The following is a 19955-nucleotide window of genomic DNA, read 5'->3' on the forward strand; positions in this document are numbered from 1 at the left end:
ACCACCACCCCGGCCGTGGCGCGCCCCCGCGCGCCCGACCCCCGGTCGTCGAGAAAGGACGATCATGCCCGCACACCCCCGGCGCTGGCCCCGGGCGCTCGTCGCCGCGCTCACCACCGCCGCGAGCGTCACCCTTGCCCTGGCCGCCCCGTCGCCCGCCCAGGCGGCCGTCATTCCCGCCGCCGACTACCAGCAGGTCACCCTGGCCACCGGCGGAGCGGAGCTCGGCGAGGCCATGTCCCTGGCCGTCATGCCCAACCGCTCGGTGATCCACACCGCCCGCAACGGCACCGTCCGCGTGACCGACGCGGCCGGCAACACCAAGGTCGCCGGCACCCTGGCCGTCTACACCCACGACGAGGAGGGCCTGCAGGGCGTCGCCGTCGACCCCAACTTCGCCACCAACCGATTCGTCTACCTCTACTACTCGCCCACGCTGAACACCCCTGCGGGCGACGCGCCGGCCAACGGGACGGCGGCGGACTTCGACCGGTGGAAGGGGCACCTGCAGCTGTCCCGGTTCACCCTCAACACCGATGACACGCTCAACCTGGGCAGTGAGCGGATCATGCTCCAGGTCGACAACGACCGGGGCCAGTGCTGCCACGTGGGCGGCGACATCGACTTCGACGCCGCCGGCAACCTGTACCTGACCACCGGCGACGACACCAACCCGTTCGAGTCCAACTCGTTCACGCCCATCGACGAGCGGACCGACCGCAACCCGCAGTTCGACGCCCAGCGCTCGTCGGGCAACACCAACGACCTGCGGGGCAAGGTGCTGCGGATCAAGCCGCAGCCGGACGGCTCGTACACGATCCCGGCGGGCAACATGTTCGCGCCCGGCACGGCCCGCACGCGTCCGGAGATCTACGCGATGGGCTTCCGCAACCCGTTCCGGATGAGCGTCGACAAGCCGACCGGCATCGTCTACCTCGGTGACTACGGCCCCGATGCCGGAGCCGGCGACCCGAACCGTGGTCCCGGCGGCCAGGTCGAGTTCGACCGCATCACCGGGCCCGGCAACTACGGCTGGCCGTACTGCACCGGCACCAACACGGCCGCCGAGACGTACAACGAGTACACCTTCCCGTCGGGGCCGTCGCAGGCCAAGTACAACTGCGCCGGCGGGCCGACCAACAACTCGTTCCGCAACACCGGGCTCACCACCCTGCCCGCGGCGAAGGCGAGCTGGATCAAGTACGGCGACGCCGGGTCGCCGCCGGAGTTCGGCGGCGGCTCCGAGTCACCGATGGGCGGGCCGGTGTACCGGTACAACGCCGCTCTCAACTCCAGCGTCAAGTTCCCGGCGTCGCTGGACGGCCAGTTCTTCGCCGGCGAGTACGGCCGCCGCTGGATCAAGGCGATCGCGGTCAACGCCGACGGCTCGCGCGGGGCGATCTCCGACTTCCCGTGGACCGGCACCCAGGTGATGGACATGGCCTTCGGGCCGGACGGGGCGCTCTACGTGCTGGACTACGGCACCGGTGCGAACAACCAGGCGTTGTACCGCGTCGAGCACATCGGCGGTGGCAACCGCAGCCCGGTCGCGGTCGCCTCGGCGAACCCCACCTCGGGGTCGAACCCGCTGACGGTGACCTTCTCCTCGGCCGGCAGCTCCGACCCGGAGGGCGGGGCGCTGAGCTACCTGTGGACCTTCGGCGACGGGACGACGTCGACGGCGGCCAACCCGACCAAGACGTACACCACGAACGGCACGTACACCCCGACCCTGAAGGTCACCGACCCCACCGGCCTGTCCGGCACGGCGAGCCTGGTGATCACCGTGGGCAACACCGCCCCGACGGTGTCGCTCACCCTGCCCACCAACGGGCAGCTCTTCAGCTTCGGGGACACGGTGCCGTTCCAGGTCACGGTGAGCGACCCGCAGGACGGCACGATCAACTGCGGGCGGGTGACCGTCAGCTACGCCCTGGGTCACGACAGCCACGCCCACCAGATCACCTCGAAGACCGGCTGCAGCGGCACCATCACCATCCCGGTCGACGGTGAGCACGACACGGCCGCCAACATCTACGGGGTCTTCGACGCCTCCTACACCGACAACGGCGGGCTCACCACCCACAGCATCAAGACGCTGCAACCGAAGCACCGGCAGGGCGAGCACTTCGGCGCCCAGTCCGGCGTCCAGATCGCCGACCACGCCAGCGCCGAGGGCGGCCGGACCGCCGGGTTCATCGAGAACAACGACTGGATCTCGTACCAGCCGTACCACCTGGCCAACGCCACCCGGTTCGCCGCGCGGGTCTCCTCGGCCGGCGCCGGCGGCACCATCGAGGTACGCGCCGGATCCGCCACCGGCACCCTGCTGGGCAGTGTCGCGGTGCCGGTGACCGGCGGCTGGGAGACCTTCACGACCGTCTCCGGCGCGATCACCAACGCACCCGCGGCGACCACCACGCTGTTCCTGGTGTTCAAGGGCGGGGCCGGCAACCTGTTCGACATCGACTCGTTCACCTTCACCACCGGCTCCGGTGGCGGCGGGGCGGTCAGCCTGCGAGCGCAGATCAACAGCCAGTACGTCACGGCTGACAACGGCGGCGCCGCACCGCTCATCGCGAAGGCGGCCACCGTCGGGCTGTCCGAGCAGTTCGACCGGGTCGACGCCGGCAACGGCAACATCGCCCTGCGGTCGCGCGTCAACGGCCTGTACGTCTGCGCCGACAACGCCGGTGCGGCGCCGCTGATCGCCAACCGTGCGGCGATCGGCCCGTGGGAGACCTTCCAGCTCATCACCAACTCCGACGGGACGGTCAGCCTCCGAGCACTGGCCAACAACCAGATCGTGGCCGCCGAGAACGCCGGGGCGGCGGCGCTGATCGCCAACCGTACGGCGATCGGGCCGTGGGAGAAGTTCACCCTGACCGGCTGACGCACGACGGGCCCGGCCTGGTCACGCACCAGGTCGGGCCCGCGGGCCGGCAACCGTCACGGGCCCGACGGACCTCGGTCCTCGAACTCGTACGTGGTGGTCAGGGCCTCGGGCAGGTCGGGGACCAGGGCGTTCGTGCCGTCGACCACCTGGACGTAGCGCCTGCCCTGGAAGATCGAGTAGCTGCCGTCGGCGACCCGTTCGATCCGGAACAGCTGCGTCTGCGCGGTCGGGTCGCACGCCCGGCCGCGGACGCTGCCCGGCGCGGCGTCGTGCACGACGGTCATGCAGACCTGATCGGCGCCGGCCGGTGTGGCCGCGACGATCCGGAAGGTGTCCCCCTCGGGGCGCAGGACCCACAGCGACCGCTCGTCGACACCGGCCTCCGTGCTGGCGCGCACCCGGTCGTCGGTCCGACCGGTCGCCAACGCGGCCCCGGCCAGGCCGGGCACCAGGATCCGGACCTGCCGGCGGCCGCCGAGGATCTCCTGCGGCCCCGCCGGGGCGGTCGTGGACGCGACGACCGACGGCGACGCCACGCCGGCCGTGCCGACACCCGGGTCCGGCGTCCCGACGCCGGCGCGTGCCTGCAGCAGGGCGGCGCCGGCGGTCACGGCCACCACGGCCAACCCCACGCCGGTGACGGCCGCCCGCCGTCGCCGACGCCGGTCGCTGCGGCGGCGCAACGTCTGCGCCCCGGGCAGCGTCGTGACTCGCCGGACCTCGTCGACGATCGCCGTGAGGTCGTCGTGCGGATCAACCATGGGAGGTCTCCTCCTGGTACGCCTCGGTCAGCATCCCGGCCATCGCTCGGCGACCACGGGCGAGGTACGACTTGACGGTTCCGACGGGCGCCTGCATCTCGGCTGCCACCTCGGCGACGCTGAGATCGTTCAGGTGGTGCAGCACCACGGCGCGACGCTCGTTGGCGCTGAGCCGTTGCAGCGCCTGGATGAGGGCGACGTGGTTTTCGCTGAGCCCGGGCACGCTCTGGTCGACGGCGGCCCGGTGGTGTGCGCGCAACCGGTTGAACGTCTTGCGCCAACTGCTCACCGCCGCGCGGGAGGCGACCGTGCGGATCCACGCCTCCGGGCTGTCGGCCTCCCGTACGGTGTGCCAGCGCTGCCAGGCCCGCATGAACGCCTCGGCGACGGCGTCCTCCGCCTCGCTGCGGTTGCCGGTCAGCGCGTAGACGTGACCCACGATCCGCCCGGCACAGGCGGCGTAGAGGGCGTCGAACTCCTCAGCATCACGCATCTGACCTGCGCCCTCCCAAGCCAATGCTCCGTGGTCACCGCGCATGCAACCCGCCGGTGCGATCCACGCGAACCGGCGCGGGCCTCGTTTGTGACCACTGTCACATGCCTGAAGATCAACCCCGGAGTTCGTCCAGGCGTCATCGTGCCGTCCCGGGAGACACCCGTGGCGGAGAGGACGATGTGCGACGACGTCAACGACGCGCCCTGACGGCTGGAGTGCTCACCACAGCGCTGGTCGCGGCGGGCCTGACGGCCGGCTCGGCGGCGGCGCAGGAGAGGCCAGCGGCCTCCGTCTCCGGCACGCCCGGCACCTTCACGCTCATCACCGGCGACCGGGTGTCCCTGGACGCGAACGGCCGCCCGGAGATCCAGCCGGGACCGGGGCGGGCCGGCATGCGGTTCGTGACCAGCCGGGAGGGCGGCCACCAGCACGTCGTTCCCGTCGACGCCGTGCCGCTGCTGCACGACGGGCGGATCGACCGACGGCTGTTCGACCTCACCGAGCTGGGCGGGTTCGGCTACGACGACCGGGCGGCCGAACTGCCGCTGCTGGTCGCGTACCCGGAGAACCTGGCGGCGCGGGCGCGGACCGCGACCGTCGGGGGCGACGCCCGCGTGCGGGCCGACCTGCCCGCCGCCCGCGCGCTCGCCGTGCGGGCCGACCGCGACGACCGGGTGACGCTCTGGTCGTCGCTGACCCGCGCCACGCCGACCGGGCGCACCCTCACCCCGGGGGTCACCCACATCTGGCTCGACGGCAAACGCAGGGTCTCACTGGACCGCAGCGTGCCGCAGATCGGCGCTCCCGCGGCCTGGCAGGCCGGCTTCGACGGCACCGGCGTCACCGTCGGCGTCCTCGACACCGGCATCGACGCCAGCCACCCCGACTTCGCCGGACACCTCACCGAGGTCCGCGACTTCACCGGCGGCAACGACCCCGCCGACGCCGTCGGCCACGGCACCCACGTGGCGTCGACCATCGTGGGCAGCGGCGCCGCCTCCGAGGGCAGGTACCGCGGCGTGGCGCCGGGCGCGAAACTGCTCGTCGGCAAGGTCTGCGCCACCACCGAGTGCCAGGACTCGGACATCATCGCCGGCATGCAGTGGCTCGCACCGCAGGCCCGGGTCGTCAACGTGAGCCTCGGCGGCACCGACGCGCCCGGCCTCGACCCCCTCGAAACCGCCGTCCAGGACCTGAGCAGCCGGTACGGCACGCTCTTCGTGGTCGCCGCCGGCAACGAGGGCAAGCCGAAGTCCGTGTCCTCACCGGCCACCGCCGACGACGCGCTCGCCGTCGCCGCGGTCGACGCCGACGACCAGCGGGCCTACTTCTCCAGCAGAGGCCCCCGCCTCGGCGACAACCACATCAAGCCCGAGATCAGCGCGCCAGGCGTCGACATCGTGGCAGCCGCCCCCGGTGGCGGCTACGCCCCCATGTCCGGCACGTCGATGGCCACCCCGCACGTCGCGGGCACGGCCGCGATCCTCGCCGGACAGCACCCCGACTGGGCCGGCCCGCAACTCAAGGCCGCCCTGATGGACTCGGCCAAGCCGGCCGGCGACGACAGCCTCTACGAGCAGGGCGCCGGCCGGGTGGACATCGCCCGCGCCGTCGCCCAGCCGATCGCCGCCGACGTCGCCGCCATCGACTTCCCGGTCCAGCGCTGGCCCCACGCCGACGACACCCCGCTCACCCAGGTCGTCGGCTACCGCAACACGGGCACCGCGCCGGTCACCCTGTCGCTGGCCGTCGCCCCGGCCCCGGCCGGCATGCTCACCGTCAGCCCGGCCACCCTGGTGGTCCCGGCCGGCGGCCACGCCCAGGCAACGATCACCGTGGACACCCGCGTCGACGCCCCCGACGGCGTCTACCAGGGGGCGCTGACCGCCACCGGCGCCGGGGACCTGCGGGTACGCACGCCGTTCGCCCTCAACCGCGAGATCGAGAGCTACGACGTCCGGCTCGACCACACCGGGCGCGACGGCAGGCCGGCCACCCAGTACGCGACCGTGGCGGCGAGCCTGACCACCGGCGAGTTCAGCACCCTCGCCGGGGAACCGGGCGGCGGCATCCTGCGGCTGCCCAAAGGCCGCTACGCCCTCTACAGCACCATCCACGACGGCGACGTGTCGACCCTGCTCGCGCAGCCCGTCCTGGACGTCCGCGGCCCGGTCACCGAGAAGCTCGACGCCCGCACCGCCAAGCCGGTCGCCCTGACGGTGCCCCAGCGCGACGCCGCACCCACCTCGATCAACGTGAGCGCGAACTGGGACGACGGCTTCCGCTACCCCGGCGTCCAGCTCAGCGGGACGTCGTTCGCGGAGGTCGTCTTCGGCCGGATCGGCCCCGCCGTCGCGGCCCCCGAGTTCACCGCGACTCTCGGCGTCGGGCTCGCCCGGCCCGGCACGGACCAGACCTTCCGCAACAGCCCCTACACGTACGACCTCGCGTACGTCCGCCCGGGCGACATGTTCACGGGCCTGTCCACGAAGCTGTCGCCGAAGAACCTCGCCACCGTCACGGCGACCTACCGGAGCCAGGCCAGCACCGGCACCGCCGTCCGGTTCCACCGCGCGGCTGCTCCCGGCGGCTCGGGGCCGATCGGTTCGAACACGCCCATCGACCTGCCGTTCCACGGCACCGAGTACTACAACACCGACGGCGGCATCACCTGGACGTCCACGTTCCGCGAAGGCGACAACCTGGCCATGCAGGAGTCCACCTTCCAGCCGGGTAGGACGTACACCCAGACCTGGAACGCGGCCCCGTTCGGCCCCACGGTCGCCCAGGCACCGGCCCTGACGCCGCTCGGGTACGCGGGCCGCGACGGCGACACCATCTCGATCGCGTCGCTGCCGCTGTTCGGTGACGCGACCGGCCGGCCCGCCAACCGGGACGACCTGGCGGTCCGCGTCCGGTTGTCACGCAACGGCACGGAGATCGGCACCTCCGACAGCCCGTGGGCGGAGTTCGCGGTACCCGCCGCCCAAGCCGACTACCGCCTGGAGGCGACCGTCACCCGCGGCGCCCCGGACACCCTGTCGACGTCGGTCTCGGTGGCCTGGACCTTCACCTCGGCGCACACGGCGTCACCGCAGCGGCTGCCGCTGACCACGGCCCGGCCGACGCCGAGGCTCGACGACACCAACACCGCCCGGGCGGGCAGGACCATGACCATCCCCGTGACCCTGGACCGGCAGAGCGGCTCGACCGCCGCGCCCAACCGGACGCTCGGCGTCGCCGCGTCGTTCGACGACGGCAGGACATGGGTCACGCTGCCGGTGCTGCGGGGCGTCGCCCGCATCAGTCACCCGCGACGGGCCGGCTTCGTCTCGCTGCGCCTGACGGCCACCGACACCGCCGGCAACACGGTGACGCAGACGATCCAGCGGGCCTACCGGATCGCCTGATCCACCGGTGGAGTCCGGGGCGGCCGCCGTCGCCCCGGGCTCCGGCGCCCCAATGTCAGGAGCCTGCCGGCACCCCGGCTTCGAGCTGACCGACCATCGGGGCGAGGAGGTCGTTGAGCTCCCGAGCCAGCACCGTGACGGCCCTGCGCGCCGCGGGGGCGACGGAATCGTCCGGGCCGTCGGGCGCCGGTGGCAGGTCGTCGAGCGGGACCGGCGCCTCCACCTGAAGCATCGCGCGCAGATGCGGGCTGCGCGTCACATCCTGCTCCGTCGGTGTCGTGTACTGGCCGAACAACTGGGGCCAGTCCCGCCAACCACGGTCGCGCTGCCACTGCTTGGTCCAGGTGAGTTCGGCCGGCCATCCGGAGATCACCGTCGCCGCGCAGACCATGCTCCCGTCCCACGGGCTTCGCGTGCAGGTCGCCGAGACGATCCGCCGGTGCCAGCGGACGAAGCCGGGCGACAACTCGCTGGCCACCCGCCAGGCCGTCGCCGCGAACGCGACCGGCGCGATGTCGCCCCAGGCGTCGGCGAACTCGTCGACCCGCCTGAGCACCTCGGCCTCGAAGCGACCGCGGCCGTCGGTGCCATGCTCGCGGTCGAACTGCTCGTCGAGCCAGAAGGCTCGCGGTTCAGGCATCCTCATCCCCGTTCAGAGCCATGGCACTCGAAGCTCCCGTCGACCCGACGGTCTGCACGGGACCCACGACGATCGGGTGACCGTTTCGAGCCACCCCCACGGTAGCGTCGGCCGGTGATCGGCGCCGGCTCCTCGCTCGTCACGGTGATCGGCGTGGGCAGCACCAGGCAGACGGCGGTGAGGAGCGCCGCCGCGACGATGCCGTCGAGCCAGTAGTGGTTGCCCGTGCTCACGACAACCAGCATCGTGACGAGCGGGTGCGCCAGCCACAGCCACCGCAGGCGCCCACCGGTCACCGCGATGAGCGCGACGGCGACCGCGAGTGCCCACCCGACGTGCAGGGACGGCATGGCGGCGTACTGGTTGCTCAACGCGTCCGTGTCGGGTGGACCGTAGACGGCCGGCCCGTAGCGGCTTCCGGTGTCCACCATGCCGGTGAGGGCCGTCAGTCGCGGCGGCGCCAGCGGAACCAGGAGGTGCAGCGCCAGTGCCGCCGCGGTGAGCCCGGCGAGCATCCGACGCGTCCAGAGGTAGCGCACCGGGTGTCGCACGTACAGCCAGATCAGACAGATGGCCGTGGCGGGGAAGTGCACATAGGCGTAGTAGCCGTTGGCCAGGTGCGCCAACAGATCGTGCGACAGCAGGGGACGCTGGACGGCGGCCTCGTCGGGCAGATGGAACAGGCGCTCCGCCCGCCAGATCCACTCCCCGTTCCCCATCGCGGTCGACACCCGGCCGGCCACCGCCACCCGCGCCACCTTGTAGGCGAGGAACAGCGCGGCGACGAGCCCCAGCTCGCGCAGCGCCCGGCGTAGTGGAGCGGCCCGTTGGCCGGATGCCGCCGGCCGTGCCGCGGCCAGCTCCGCGATTTCCACAAGCTCCTCGATTCGGTCACGTTCGCTCGTGCCGGCCCTCGCCGGACAGACCGGGGCCGCCGCCGTCTTCGGCCGGCGGCGGCCCCGGGTCGTACGGCCCCGTGTCAGCGCCGGCGGGTCGCTTCCTCCTGCGCGGCGTCGATGCGCACCTGGTCGAAGGCGGGAGCGCCGTCGACCGCGTCGGCGGCGAGGGCCGTCGACGTGGCGGTGTCCGGCAGGTCGAGGCTGGTCCGCAGGGTGATCGGCTTGAGCAGAAGCGCGGCGATGACGCCGACAACACCGATGGCCGCGGAGATGAGGAAGATGTGCCCGGTGGCGTCGCCGTACGCGGCCCGGACGATGTGCTGGATCCCCTCGGGCAACGCGGTGATGTTGAGGTTGCTGCCACCCCCGCTGGCGGAGGCGGGGATACCGGCGGCGGCCAGGTCGTGGGTGATCTGGTCGCCGACCCGGCGCGCGAGCACGGCGCCGAGCACGGACACGCCGATGGTGCCCCCGAGCGACCGGAAGAACGCGACGCTGGAACTGGCCGCGCCGATGTCCTTGAGCGCGACCGTGTTCTGAACGGCGAGAACGAGGTTCTGCATGGTCATGCCGACGCCCACGCCGACGATGAACATGGCGGCACCGACCAGGACGAGCGACGTCTGGTGGTCGATGGTGCCGAGGAGCGCGAACCCGCCGACCAGGAGGATCGAACCGGCGACGATGTAGGGCTTGATCTTCCCGGTCCTGCTGATCAGCCGGCCCGCGACGATGGAGGAGCCGAGGACACCGGCCATCATCGGGATGGTGAGCAGGCCCGCCTCCGTCGGGCTGTAGCCGCGGCCGATCTGGAAGTACTGGCCGAGGAAGACGGCACCGCCGAACATGGCCATGCCGACCGCGAGGCTGCCGAGGATGGCCAGTGCGGTGGTGTGCTGGCGCACGATGCCGAGTGGGACGACCGGCTCGGCCGCACGCGACTCGACCCAGACCGCCAGGGCCAGCAGGACCAGCGCGCCGCCCACCATGGCGGCGGTCTGCCAGGAGGCCCAGGCGAACGAGCCGTCGACGAACGAGATCCAGATGAGCAGCACGCTGACGCCGGCGGCGATCAGGCTGGCGCCCAGGTAGTCGATCTTGACGTTCTCGCGCCGTACCGTCGGCAGGTGCAGGGTCGCCTGGAGCAGGATCAGCGCGATCGCGGCGACCGGCACGCCGACGAAGAAGCACCAGCGCCAGCCGAGCCAGGACGTGTCGACGATGAGGCCGCCGAGCAGCGGGCCGCCGACCGTCGCGACGGCCATGACGCCACCCAGGTAGCCGTTGTAGCGGCCCCGCTCACGCGGCGGGATCATGGCCGCGATAGCCACCTGGACGAGCGCCTGCAGACCGCCGACGCCGATGCCCTGGAACGCGCGGGCGGCGATGAGCTGGCCGGCGCTCTGCGAGAAGCCGGCGATGACCGAGCCCAGCAGGAACACCACGATGGCGACCTGGATGAGGATCTTCTTGTTGAACAGGTCGGCCAGTTTGCCCCAGATCGGGGTGGTCGCGGTAGCGGTCAGCAGGGTCGCCGTGACCACCCAGGTGTACTGGTTCTGCGAGCCGTTCAACGACCCGATGATCTTCGGCAGGGCGGTCGAGACGACCGTGCTGCTCAGCATCGCGACGAACAGCACCAGCAGCAGGCCACTGAGTGCCTCCAGCGTCCGCCGATGGGTCATCGGCTCAGCGCCGGTCGTGATGGTGGGTGCGCTCATCGCGCGGCCTCCAGGTTGTCGTGGTTTCCGAGGGCGACCTCGATGTCGCCGGCGAACCGGCCGAGGGCGGCGCTCAGCGCCCTCACCTCGCCGGGAGTCCAGTCAGCGAGCGCTCGCTCGAGCACCTCGCCGTACCAGCCGTGGCTGTCGGCCAGGGCGGCCCGCCCGGCCGGGGTGACCGCCAGGAAGGTCGCCCGCTTGTCGGTGGGATCGGGCCGCCGCTCGACCAGGCCCTGCGCGACGAGCGCCGCGACGGAGCGGCTGACGGTCGACGGGTCGAGCCGAGTCTGCTGAGCCAGCTCACGGGCGTGGCAGCCGCTGGCGAGCTGATCGATCTGCACGAGCATGCCGAGCAGGCCCGGCGGGATCGCCGGCCGCTCGTCGGCCCGGCGTTGCTTCAGCAGCCGAACGGTTCTGACGAGGTCGTACAGGCGAAGGCCGAGTTCACGAACGCCGCTGTCCACGCCTGCTCCCCCATCCGAGTTGGTTGCCTCAAGCAAGCATCTAGCGATCTTGCGCACTACGCAAGTTTGCGCATTGAGAAGTTCATCACCCCCACGTATCCTCGTGGCAATGGACGAGACCACCGGGCTGCGCGAGCGCAAGAAGGCAGCCACTCGCCTCGCCCTGCACGAGGCGGCCCTGCGCCTCGCCGCCCAACAGGGGATCGACGCCGTGACCGTCGAGGCGATCGCCGACGCCGCAAACGTCTCCCGGCGGACCTTCTCCAACTACTTCTCGAACAAGGAACAGGCGCTCTTCTACGGCGACACCATGCGCCTGCACCGGCTGATGCAGCTGATCCGCGAACAGCCCGCCACCGAGCCGCCGTGGACCGTGCTGAGCCGAGCGGCCGAACGCCTCACCGAGGAGATGTTCGGCGGCGGCCCCGAACTCTCCTGGCTGGCCCAACGCCGGAAGCTACGCGGGCACCCCGGCCTGGCCCCACACCAGGTAGCGGCGTACGCCGCGATCGAGCGCGAACTGGCCGGAGAACTCGCCCACCGGCTCACCGGCGCCGACGTGGCGCTGCGCTCCCGCCTCCTGGCCGCGACCTTCCTGGCCATCCTGCGGGTCGCCGTCCAGCAGTGGATCGAGCACCCGGGCGACTTGCTGCTGGAGACCGTCCGGACGGCGCTCGCCGAAGCCGCTCCCGCGACGACCCTCGGGGGCCACCGAGCCGTCGCCGACAGTTAGCCCGATCGCCTCGGCCAGCTACGGACGGGGCACACCTGCGCTCAGACCCAGGCCACGCCACTGCTTGAGCCGATATTGGAAGGCGAGAGCCGCCCTGACGTCCCTACAGTGGCACCGATGTCGAGCCGGCGAGAACGCATACGCCGAGAGCTGGGGTCCTTCCTTCAGGAATATGGCCGCAGCTCTCGGGCTCGCAACGGCATGGATCCCAATGATCGGCAGTACAGCCGCAAGCTGGAGACACAGATCAAGCGGATGCGCCCGGAAGACCTCGACGTCCTGATGCGAGACGACGAGGACGAGGAGCCGCACTGACCGTGCGGACGAAGCCCGCCAGAACGGTTCCAGCAAGGGAGACCCGTGGACGAGGACGAGAGCCTTCGCCGCTACGGCCTACAGCCGTCGTTTGCGGACCTACCCCGCATCCGCGAGATACTCCGCGCCCAGACGGACCTCGGACAGCATGACCAGGACACCGAACTCATGAAGCTGTGCTGCGTGCAGCTGTTCAACGCCAGCCAGTTGAGCGACGTGCTCGTGATCTGGCGAGCCAAGGAATCGAGCTGGGATGCTCACTGCTCGATCGACGTCCAGTTGCTGTGCGGAGCAGGACTGGATGCCACCAGGGCGCACTTGGAGGCGGACGGCTCCGACGACGCCGCAGAAGCACTCCGCTATCTGGTGGAATGCGTGGCCGCTGGCGACTTCGACACCTTCTCCGTAGCCGAGGAAGCCCGCTGGAGGGCGAGTTACTACTTGGGCTGACCAAGAAGCCCAGACCGGTGGACATCCTCGGCTGACGCCAGCCGGACCTTGACAAGCAGCAGGCTCCAGGGTGGACGATTCGGCGTGAGAATTCTTGTGGTGGGTGGAAGCGGTCTGATCGGCGCCCATGTCGTGGACGTGCTGCGCGAGCGAGGCCATGCCCCAACCACGGTGGCGCGTACCGCCCGTCCGGGTGTTGATCATCTGCTCGATGTCGGGTCCGCCTCGATCGAGGAACTGCGGCCGCTGCTCGCCGGTCATGACGGCGTGGTGTACGCCACCCGCACCGACGAGCAGCGACCGCTGCGCAAGCCGATCTATCCGGAGTTCCGCCGGGACAACGTCGAGCCTGTCGTGCGCCTGTTCACCGCCGCCCGCCAGGAGGGTCTCACCCGCGGAGTGATCATGGGCTCGTACTACACCTACTACGATCGGCTGCACCCGCAGTTGCACCTCCCGGTCCGCCACACGTACATCCGATGCCGCGTCGAACAGGCCCGGGAGGGACGATCGGCCGCCGGCACGGAGCTACCGGTTGCGGTGCTCGAACTGCCTTTCGTCTTCGGCCGGGCCGGCGACCGGCTACCGAACTGGGCCGGTCCGCTGGACCGGTGGGCACGGTCCCGTACACCCCTGGTCGCCCCCACCGGCGGGACGGCCGCAGCCTCGGCGCGCAGCGTCGCCGAGGTCGCGGTGGATTCCCTGGAGCAGGCCCGCGGTGACGACATCCCGGTCGCCGACGAGAACCTGACCTGGGACGACATGATCGGGCGCATCGCCGAGGCAGTCGGCCGACGCCGTCGGGTCACCCGCCTGCCGGCCGGCGCGGTCAAGGCGTCCTTACGACTTGGCGGCGCGTTGCAGGCCCTCGGCCGCAAAGAGTCGGGCATCAACCCGAGCCACCTCGCCGACCTCCTGCTCGCCGAACTGTTCATCGAGCCGACGACCGGCCGATCGCTCGGCCCGGCGATCCGGGAGACCTTCGCCGGCCCTCAACGGACATGAGGATCACCCCCATCCTGCGCTTGAGGAAGACTGGCGGGCATGGCTGACCTCGGCGATGCGAAAACCGCGCTGCACCACTACCTCCAGGAGACCCGCGAGGACCTGATCTGGAAGCTCGACGGGCTGAGCGAACGGGAAGCCAGACTCCCCCGCACCGCGACCGGCAACAACCTGCTGGGCATCATCAAGCATTGCCTCAACGTGGAAGCCAGCTACTTCGGGCCCACCTTCGGGCGCGACTTCCCGACGCCTGAGGAACTGGTCCCCATGCAGGCGTTCGAGGAGGACCCGCAGGCGGACTGGTACGCGCGTGAGGACGAGACGAAGGATGGGCTGATCGACCTGTACCGCCGTGTCGGCGCGTTCGCGGACCAGACGATCGAACAGCTGCCGCTCGACGCGCCGGGGCGGGTGCCGTGGTGGCGGCCGGGCGGCCAGGCCGTGACGCTGCAACGAATCATCGTCCACGTGACCTGCGACCTCGCTCGTCACGCCGGTCACGCCGACATCATGCGCGAGCAGCACGACACGGCGATCGGCCTGCGACGGGAGAACACCAGCATCCCCGACGACTACGACTGGCCGGCGTACGTCACCAAGCTGACGAAGCTCGCTGACCGATTCGAATAGCCATGGCTAGTGGCCATTTTTGACCACTAGGTGCAGGTCAGACACCTCAGGTCGTTACTTGGCGTTGTTTGATCCCGGGCGCAGACGCAGGCCGTGTTCCGTAAGGCGCGCAGCCATTGGTTGATGGCGGCGATGGTGAGGGTGGCTTCGTAGCGGACGGCGAGTTCGTCGCACCTGGTGGCCAGGGCGCGGTGCTGTTTGAGCTGGTTGATACCGCACTCGACAGCATGCCGCTGCCGGTAGACAACGGGATCAAATGCGGGTGTGGCTGCACTTACCGACCTAGAAGTGGCGTTAGACTCGCCGGCCATGGGACCCCTCACCTTCAGCCTCAACCTCACCTTGGACGGTTGCGTCGACCACCAGGAGGGGATCGCCGACGACGAGACGCACGCCTTCTTCACCCGTCTCATGCACGAGAGCGGGGCAATGCTGTGGGGTCGCGTCACCTACGAGATGATGGAGAGCTACTGGCCGGCCGTCGCCCGCGGCGACGAGGAGGCGCCGCCGGCCATGCGCGAGTGGGCGGTCAAGCTGGGAGCCAAACCCAAGTACGTGGTGTCGTCGACGCGCAAGGACTTCCCGTGGACCAACAGCCACCACATCGCCGGCGATCTGCGTGAGGGCGTGCAGAAGCTCAAGGACGCGACCCCGGCTGGGGTCCTCCTCGGAAGCGGCAAGCTCGCGACCGAACTCGACCGGCTGGACCTGATCGACGAGTACAAGCTGCTCGTCCATCCCAGGATCGCCGGCCACGGCCCGACGCTGTACCAGGGCGGGCTGCCCGCCACGCGCCAGCTCGAGCTGCTCTCGGCGGAGCCGCTCCGCAACGGCGCGGTGGCCATGCACTACCGCCGCGCGCGCTGAATCACAGGAGTCCATCGCCGCCACCTCACCGGCAGCGCGGCGTCCTCCTCGCGCTCGCCGCGCAGCGCCGAACGACTCATCAAAGGAATCTAGTCGACCAAACCGGACGACAGGTCCTGTGACCTGGGCCGGGACGCGTCACCGACGCTCACCTGTGGTCGCCGCTGGTTCACCTCAGACGGCCTTGGAGTCGCCGGATCTTCATGGCCCGCACACGTGTCGTCAGGGAGGTGAGCCGAACGCGGGTGTGCAACCATGATCGGCATGTCAACTCCACGAAAGGGCAATGCCGCGTAGGCGCCCCGCACAACTGCGTGCCGACTCCATCTATCGCCGACCGCTTGACGGGTCAACCTCCGTCATCCCCGGGCTTTCGGCTCGCGGCCTGAAGGCCATCGCCTACCTCGAACGAACCCGCCTCTGGAACCAGGCCGTGTCTGAGGCACTGCAGACCTGGTCATGGTTCGTGCGCCACCCCGGGCATCGCTTGTGGGACCCGACTGCCGGCTGCGGAGTGACGGCGTGCTGTCCGAATCCGCCCGAGCTGCGCTGGATCCTGGACGTCGTCGTTACCGTCCTGCCTCCGCAGGACGCCCGAACCCTCCACAAGCAGATCGCGGCCCTCGATGAGCTGTGGTGACCCGCTGTCCCCCAAACCCTTCATCGAGGGTTGCCCACCCTTGCCACCATCCGCGAAGCCGCGGTCCGCCATCCACGCAATGGCCGGCGATCCGAGCAGCGCCTAGGGCGTGTCCTGCCGATCTTGATAGCCGCTGGGCCCGGCCATGTGGGTAGGGTGCTCGCCATGATCGAGGACGCCGCATGCCGTTGACGAATCCGTGGCTGGCCGAGCCCACGCCGGCAAAGCGGCTCGATCGTGAACGGCTTGAAGAGCGCATTCTCAACCTGCTGTCGTCGCAGAACATGTGCGTGCTCGCGACCACGGGTCCGGACGGGCCTCTGGCCACTCCGGTGCGGTACTACTCGCTCGGCTTCGCGGTGCTGTTCACAGCCGCGCCGCGTTCGCCGAAGATGCGCAACATCGCTGCCGATCCGCGGGTATCCGTCGGCATTTTCGCGCCGCTGGTCGGGCTGGCCAGCAGCCGAGGAGCCCAGCTGTTCGGAACTGCCAGCGTGCTTGACCCGGGGCATCCGGACCGTGCGCACTACTGGGAGGCGTTCCGATGGGAAAACGAGCACGCCGAGCGAGGGCGACTGCTGTCCGAGCCGCCCGAGGACACCCTGGTGGTCGTTGAGGCGGAGCGGATTGTCTATACCGAGCACTGGCTGCGGCGCGAAGGATTCGCACCCCGCCAGTTCTGGCGTCGCTGAAGACGACGCCTCTTCAGGCCGATCAAGCAAGCCCAGATGATTGCGGCGATCAGGACAAGGCTGGCTTGGTAGAGGGATGCGCGTTTGGCGTAGCGAGTCGCCAGGTCACGCCACTGCTTGAGCCGGTTGAAGCAGCGCTCTACGACGTTGCGCTTGCGGTAGACCGTCTTGTCGAAGTCCGGTGGCCGCCGGTGCTGCCCTCGGCAGCCCGGCGGGCGGCCATGGAGGCAGCAGCGCGATGGTTTCTTCACGACCACCCAGCCTGAGCGACTATCCGCTACGGCAAGGCGTTCTAGAACGGCCTCGGACCATCAGCGTCCACGCGTGGCCCGACGTGTAGACCGTCGTTTGTATATTCTGGGCGCTCTGTCTGGCGTGGCCCGCCCGCGGCCTCGGACGACCCTCCGGCGCCGCCGGGCGACAGTCGCCCCAGTCTGGATCAGTTGCTGTCTGCGCTGCTGTCGACGGCTCCGCCCGATCTCTTCGGGCCTTCACCAGCCCATGTCTTGACTGACCTCTGCCTTCGCCGCGGCGATTTCCTCGTGCGTCGCATCCGCCGCGGCGGTCTCCTCCAGACGCGTCAGTAGGTCCATCAGCGCCTGCTTCTGAGCCGGATGGCTGATCGGCACCGCGTTCAGGTCGACTTCCTGAAGCCAGTCGAACAGGACGAGGGCATCGGCCTGCCAGAGCTCCAGGGTGACCTTCGGAAGATCCTTATTCACCCCAGCAGTATCCGGCGTACAGGTCGACTCGTCCGTCGCCCACCAGGCCAGCCGCCCTGACGCCGGGATGACCTGCTGTTTCTTGGGGGGCCGCCGGTCATCGCTGGTCATCATTGGTCGGCGCTAGACGGCCCATGGACGGCCCAGACGCGCTGTCAATTCGATGGTTGACACATGCCAGTCGAGTCGGTAGATCATCTGGCGTGCTTGATCAAGCAGGACAGGGCCAAACGGAGCGACAGGAAGCCGTGCGTGCCTACCGGCAGGTGCCTGCGGCTGTGCGTCGCGACGTCATCCGGTACTCCAACAAGAGACGCTCCCACCCGGATCCTCAGGTCGCTGCGGCCGCTGAACGGTGGGCACGGGCCGTTCTCCGACCCGCATGGTGGAACCGGATCCCACCCTTCGTGTTACCGCTGTTGAGCGCGGCGCTCATGGCCGGCGGATTGGCCTCCGGGATTCCTTTCCTTGCGTGGTGGTGCGGGCTAGGGGGCTTCGTAGCTCTCGTTCTGGGCCTCCTGTCGTGGAATCAACGGCAGGCGGCCAAACAGATACTCGAGTCGTCAAAGGAGGTGACGCGGCCCTGAGCTGGAGCGGGGACGTCAAGCTGAAGCGTTCCGCCTCCTGGTTAACAGTTGCTCAGGCGCTCTGCAAGCGACCGCATCGCCCGGGTTCAAGCTCCGCAAACCCGAACTTCCACGACAGCGTCGGATGACCCTGCACCGACCGCGACAACCACGGAGCCCGGCCATGAAGCTGCCGCCCGGAGCCACCGGCTTCAACCCGCCACCCGGCGCCAATGCAGACCCCTGGGCCTTCACCGCCACCTGTCACCACGCCGCCCATGCCATCGACGCCACCGTCACCGCCGTCAGCCCTGCCTTGTCGGCTTGCTTGCGGGACGTTGCAACCCCTGCCTGCTCTCACCGGACCGTGGATGTCCGGCACTGCCGAGATGAGGACGCTCGTCGCGACTCTCCCGACGAAGCTGAGCGTTCCTCCTGGCCCTGTCCGGCGGGTGAGCAACGGCACCCCAGTGGGTCAATCCGGGTCAGCAAGAGTCGGGAAGGATGTGTGCATGGTGACTCTGTTGGACGGCGTACTGGCAGACCTGGGGCTGGTGGAGACCCCTGGGCCCAGGCTGGTCGGAGCTCCGCAGCCTGCGGTGCTGGCGTCACCGCTCGCAGTCGCCGAATGCGCAATCGCGTCCGTGGCCGCCTGTCTCACGGCTGCCGCTGATCTGGCTTCTGCGCGCACCGGTCGGCGGCCTGACATCGCGCTCGACACGGCGCATGTGGCGGCGGCGATGCGCAGCGAGGTCTGGCTTCGCGACGCGGACGGGCGGGGAATCGACGGCTTCGCTCCACTGTCCCGGTTGTGGCGGGCCGCGGACGGTTGGGTGCGCACCCATGCGAACTACCCGTGGCATCGGACGGCTCTGCTGGCGGCCCTCGGTGTGCCCGACGGCCGAGACGCCGACGTTCAGGCGCAGTTGGTTGACGTCATTGCCGCGCTCCCGGCGTTGGAGGTTGAGCGTGTTGTGTACGCCGCGGGAGGGCTGGCCGTGGCGGCTCGTACGCAGGCCCAGTGGCAAGCAGACAGCTCGGCGGGGACGACGCCTCTCGTGAACGTGGTGCCGCTCAGCCGTGGCTCGTTGCCGCTAGCCGAACCGGGTCCGCTTCCGGCGTCGGGGGTGAAGGTGCTGGATTTGACACGAGTCATCGCCGGCCCCGTTGGCACCCGGATGCTGGGCGCGCTCGGTGCCGACGTGCTACGAGTAGACGATCCGCGTCGCCCGGAGTTGGCTCTGCATGCCGTCGACGGGGTGATCGGTAAGGCAAGCACAAGCTTGGATGCCAGCACGGCGAACGGCCGTCAATCTCTGCATCGCCTTCTCGACCAAGCCGACGTTCTCGTGACTGGCTACCGGCCCGGAGCGCTGCGCCGTCTCGGTCTGGACCCTGACCAGGTTGCAGACCAGCACCCCGGCACCATCGTCGTCACGCTTTCGGCTTGGGATACGGCCGGAACCTGGGTAACACGGCGTGGTTTCGACAGCCTGGTGCAGATCGCCACCGGCATCGGCTGGGCTACGAGCACGGATGGCATCCAACCCGGCGCGCTGCCCTGCCAGCTGCTCGACCACGCCACCGGCTACCTCATCGCTGCCGGTGCACTGGCCGCACTGGGTCGACGCGCCCGCACCGGCGAGGCCACCCACGTCTCGGTATCCCTCGCCAGGACTGCACGATGGCTGCTCGACCAAGGCAGCATGCCAGCCAGGCAGAGCGCGGGCGAGGACCCGAAGCGCCAAGCCGATACCTACCGAACAGCACTTGGAAACGGGTGGAGCACGATCAGCCCACCGGGTCAACTCGACGGCAGCCCGCTGAGCTGGCCTCACCTACCACCCGCCTACGCCCAAGCGTCGCCCTACTGGAGCTGAACGCTCGAGGCCACCCTGGGAGAGGGCTCGAGCTGGGTGTACTGCCCAGGGACCTTGGTTGAGGTCGTGTGACGACACGACGTAGATAGACGTGATGACGAAGGCCTCCGGTTGTACGTGGGTAAGGCGGCGGTGGAGTGGGGGCGCCACCGGTGCCACAATCCGCTC

The 19955-nt window shown here is 70.0% G+C and carries 16 protein-coding genes and 1 pseudogene; 9 read left to right on the forward strand and 8 right to left on the reverse strand.

The features are described from left to right. The first annotated feature begins 64 nt into the window (after window positions 1–64). Window positions 65–2893: a PQQ-dependent sugar dehydrogenase gene (locus M8C17_RS03025; protein WP_252414724.1), complete on the forward strand. Its 2829-nt coding sequence runs from the start codon at window positions 65–67 to the stop codon at window positions 2891–2893. Window positions 2894–2949: 56 nt separating this feature from the next. On the opposite strand, the gene M8C17_RS03030 is transcribed toward M8C17_RS03025, so the two are convergent. Further along, the gene (locus M8C17_RS03030; protein ID WP_252414725.1) at window positions 2950–3657 is read right to left on the reverse strand and encodes a hypothetical protein; all 708 of its coding nucleotides are present in this window, start codon (window positions 3655–3657) and stop codon (window positions 2950–2952) included. Further along, window positions 3650–4150, reverse strand: a complete 501-nt coding sequence (locus tag M8C17_RS03035; RefSeq protein ID WP_252414727.1) for a SigE family RNA polymerase sigma factor — start codon at window positions 4148–4150, stop codon at window positions 3650–3652. Before M8C17_RS03035 ends, M8C17_RS03030 begins: the two co-directional genes overlap by 8 nt. 182 nt (window positions 4151–4332) lie before the next feature. Between M8C17_RS03035 and M8C17_RS03040 the strand changes: the two genes are divergently transcribed. Further along, a complete protein-coding gene (locus M8C17_RS03040; RefSeq protein ID WP_252414728.1) occupies window positions 4333–7563 on the forward strand; it encodes a S8 family serine peptidase in 3231 nt (1076 codons plus the stop codon). Between the two features lie 55 nt (window positions 7564–7618). Here M8C17_RS03040 and M8C17_RS03045 read toward each other — a convergent pair whose 3' ends face one another. The 4 genes from M8C17_RS03045 to M8C17_RS03060 all read right to left on the reverse strand — a co-directional run bounded on the left by M8C17_RS03045 (window position 7619) and on the right by M8C17_RS03060 (window position 11287). Further along, window positions 7619–8203 (reverse strand): hypothetical protein, encoded by a 585-nt coding sequence (locus tag M8C17_RS03045; RefSeq protein WP_252414730.1) that lies wholly within the window; start codon window positions 8201–8203, stop codon window positions 7619–7621. 2 nt (window positions 8204–8205) lie between these two features. Continuing rightward, a complete protein-coding gene (locus M8C17_RS03050) occupies window positions 8206–9078 on the reverse strand; it encodes a phosphatase PAP2 family protein (RefSeq protein WP_252414732.1) in 873 nt (290 codons plus the stop codon). Between the two features lie 104 nt (window positions 9079–9182). Continuing rightward, window positions 9183–10823, reverse strand: a complete 1641-nt coding sequence (locus M8C17_RS03055; RefSeq protein WP_252414733.1) for an MDR family MFS transporter — start codon at window positions 10821–10823, stop codon at window positions 9183–9185. Then, entirely contained in the window at window positions 10820–11287 is a 468-nt protein-coding gene (locus M8C17_RS03060; protein WP_252414735.1) for a MarR family winged helix-turn-helix transcriptional regulator, read from the reverse strand. The genes M8C17_RS03055 and M8C17_RS03060 overlap by 4 nt, the downstream gene beginning before the upstream one ends. A 109-nt stretch (window positions 11288–11396) precedes the next feature. Between M8C17_RS03060 and M8C17_RS03065 the strand changes: the two genes are divergently transcribed. From M8C17_RS03065 to M8C17_RS03095, 6 genes are all read left to right on the forward strand, one after another. Next, window positions 11397–12020 (forward strand): TetR/AcrR family transcriptional regulator, encoded by a 624-nt coding sequence (locus M8C17_RS03065; RefSeq protein ID WP_252414736.1) that lies wholly within the window; start codon window positions 11397–11399, stop codon window positions 12018–12020. A 360-nt stretch (window positions 12021–12380) separates the two neighbouring features. Further along, window positions 12381–12785: a hypothetical protein gene (locus tag M8C17_RS03070; protein WP_252414738.1), complete on the forward strand. Its 405-nt coding sequence runs from the start codon at window positions 12381–12383 to the stop codon at window positions 12783–12785. 99 nt (window positions 12786–12884) lie between these two features. After that, window positions 12885–13790 (forward strand): NAD(P)-dependent oxidoreductase, encoded by a 906-nt coding sequence (locus M8C17_RS03075; RefSeq protein ID WP_252414739.1) that lies wholly within the window; start codon window positions 12885–12887, stop codon window positions 13788–13790. A gap of 39 nt (window positions 13791–13829) precedes the next feature. After that, a complete protein-coding gene (locus M8C17_RS03080) occupies window positions 13830–14420 on the forward strand; it encodes a DinB family protein (protein ID WP_252414741.1) in 591 nt (196 codons plus the stop codon). Window positions 14421–14729: 309 nt separating this feature from the next. Next, window positions 14730–15287 carry a dihydrofolate reductase family protein gene (locus M8C17_RS03090; protein WP_252414742.1) on the forward strand — a complete coding sequence of 186 codons (558 nt, stop codon included), beginning with the start codon at window positions 14730–14732 and terminating at the stop codon, window positions 15285–15287. A gap of 822 nt (window positions 15288–16109) precedes the next feature. Next, window positions 16110–16619 carry a pyridoxamine 5'-phosphate oxidase family protein gene (locus tag M8C17_RS03095; RefSeq protein ID WP_252414744.1) on the forward strand — a complete coding sequence of 170 codons (510 nt, stop codon included), beginning with the start codon at window positions 16110–16112 and terminating at the stop codon, window positions 16617–16619. A gap of 32 nt (window positions 16620–16651) precedes the next feature. Here M8C17_RS03095 and M8C17_RS03100 read toward each other — a convergent pair. Together M8C17_RS03100 and M8C17_RS03105 are read right to left on the reverse strand one after the other, a co-directional pair. Beyond that, a pseudogene (locus tag M8C17_RS03100) lies at window positions 16652–16836 on the reverse strand (transposase); the annotation flags it as partial. 274 nt (window positions 16837–17110) lie between these two features. Next, a complete protein-coding gene (locus tag M8C17_RS03105) occupies window positions 17111–17455 on the reverse strand; it encodes a hypothetical protein (RefSeq protein ID WP_252414745.1) in 345 nt (114 codons plus the stop codon). Between the two features lie 964 nt (window positions 17456–18419). Between M8C17_RS03105 and M8C17_RS03110 the strand changes: the two genes are divergently transcribed. Then, entirely contained in the window at window positions 18420–19787 is a 1368-nt protein-coding gene (locus M8C17_RS03110; RefSeq protein ID WP_252414747.1) for a CoA transferase, read from the forward strand. Window positions 19788–19955: the final 168 nt, after the last annotated feature.

Origin of the sequence: Micromonospora sp. RHAY321, assembly GCF_023896955.1 — a bacterium.
Lineage (GTDB): Bacteria > Actinomycetota > Actinomycetes > Mycobacteriales > Micromonosporaceae > Micromonospora.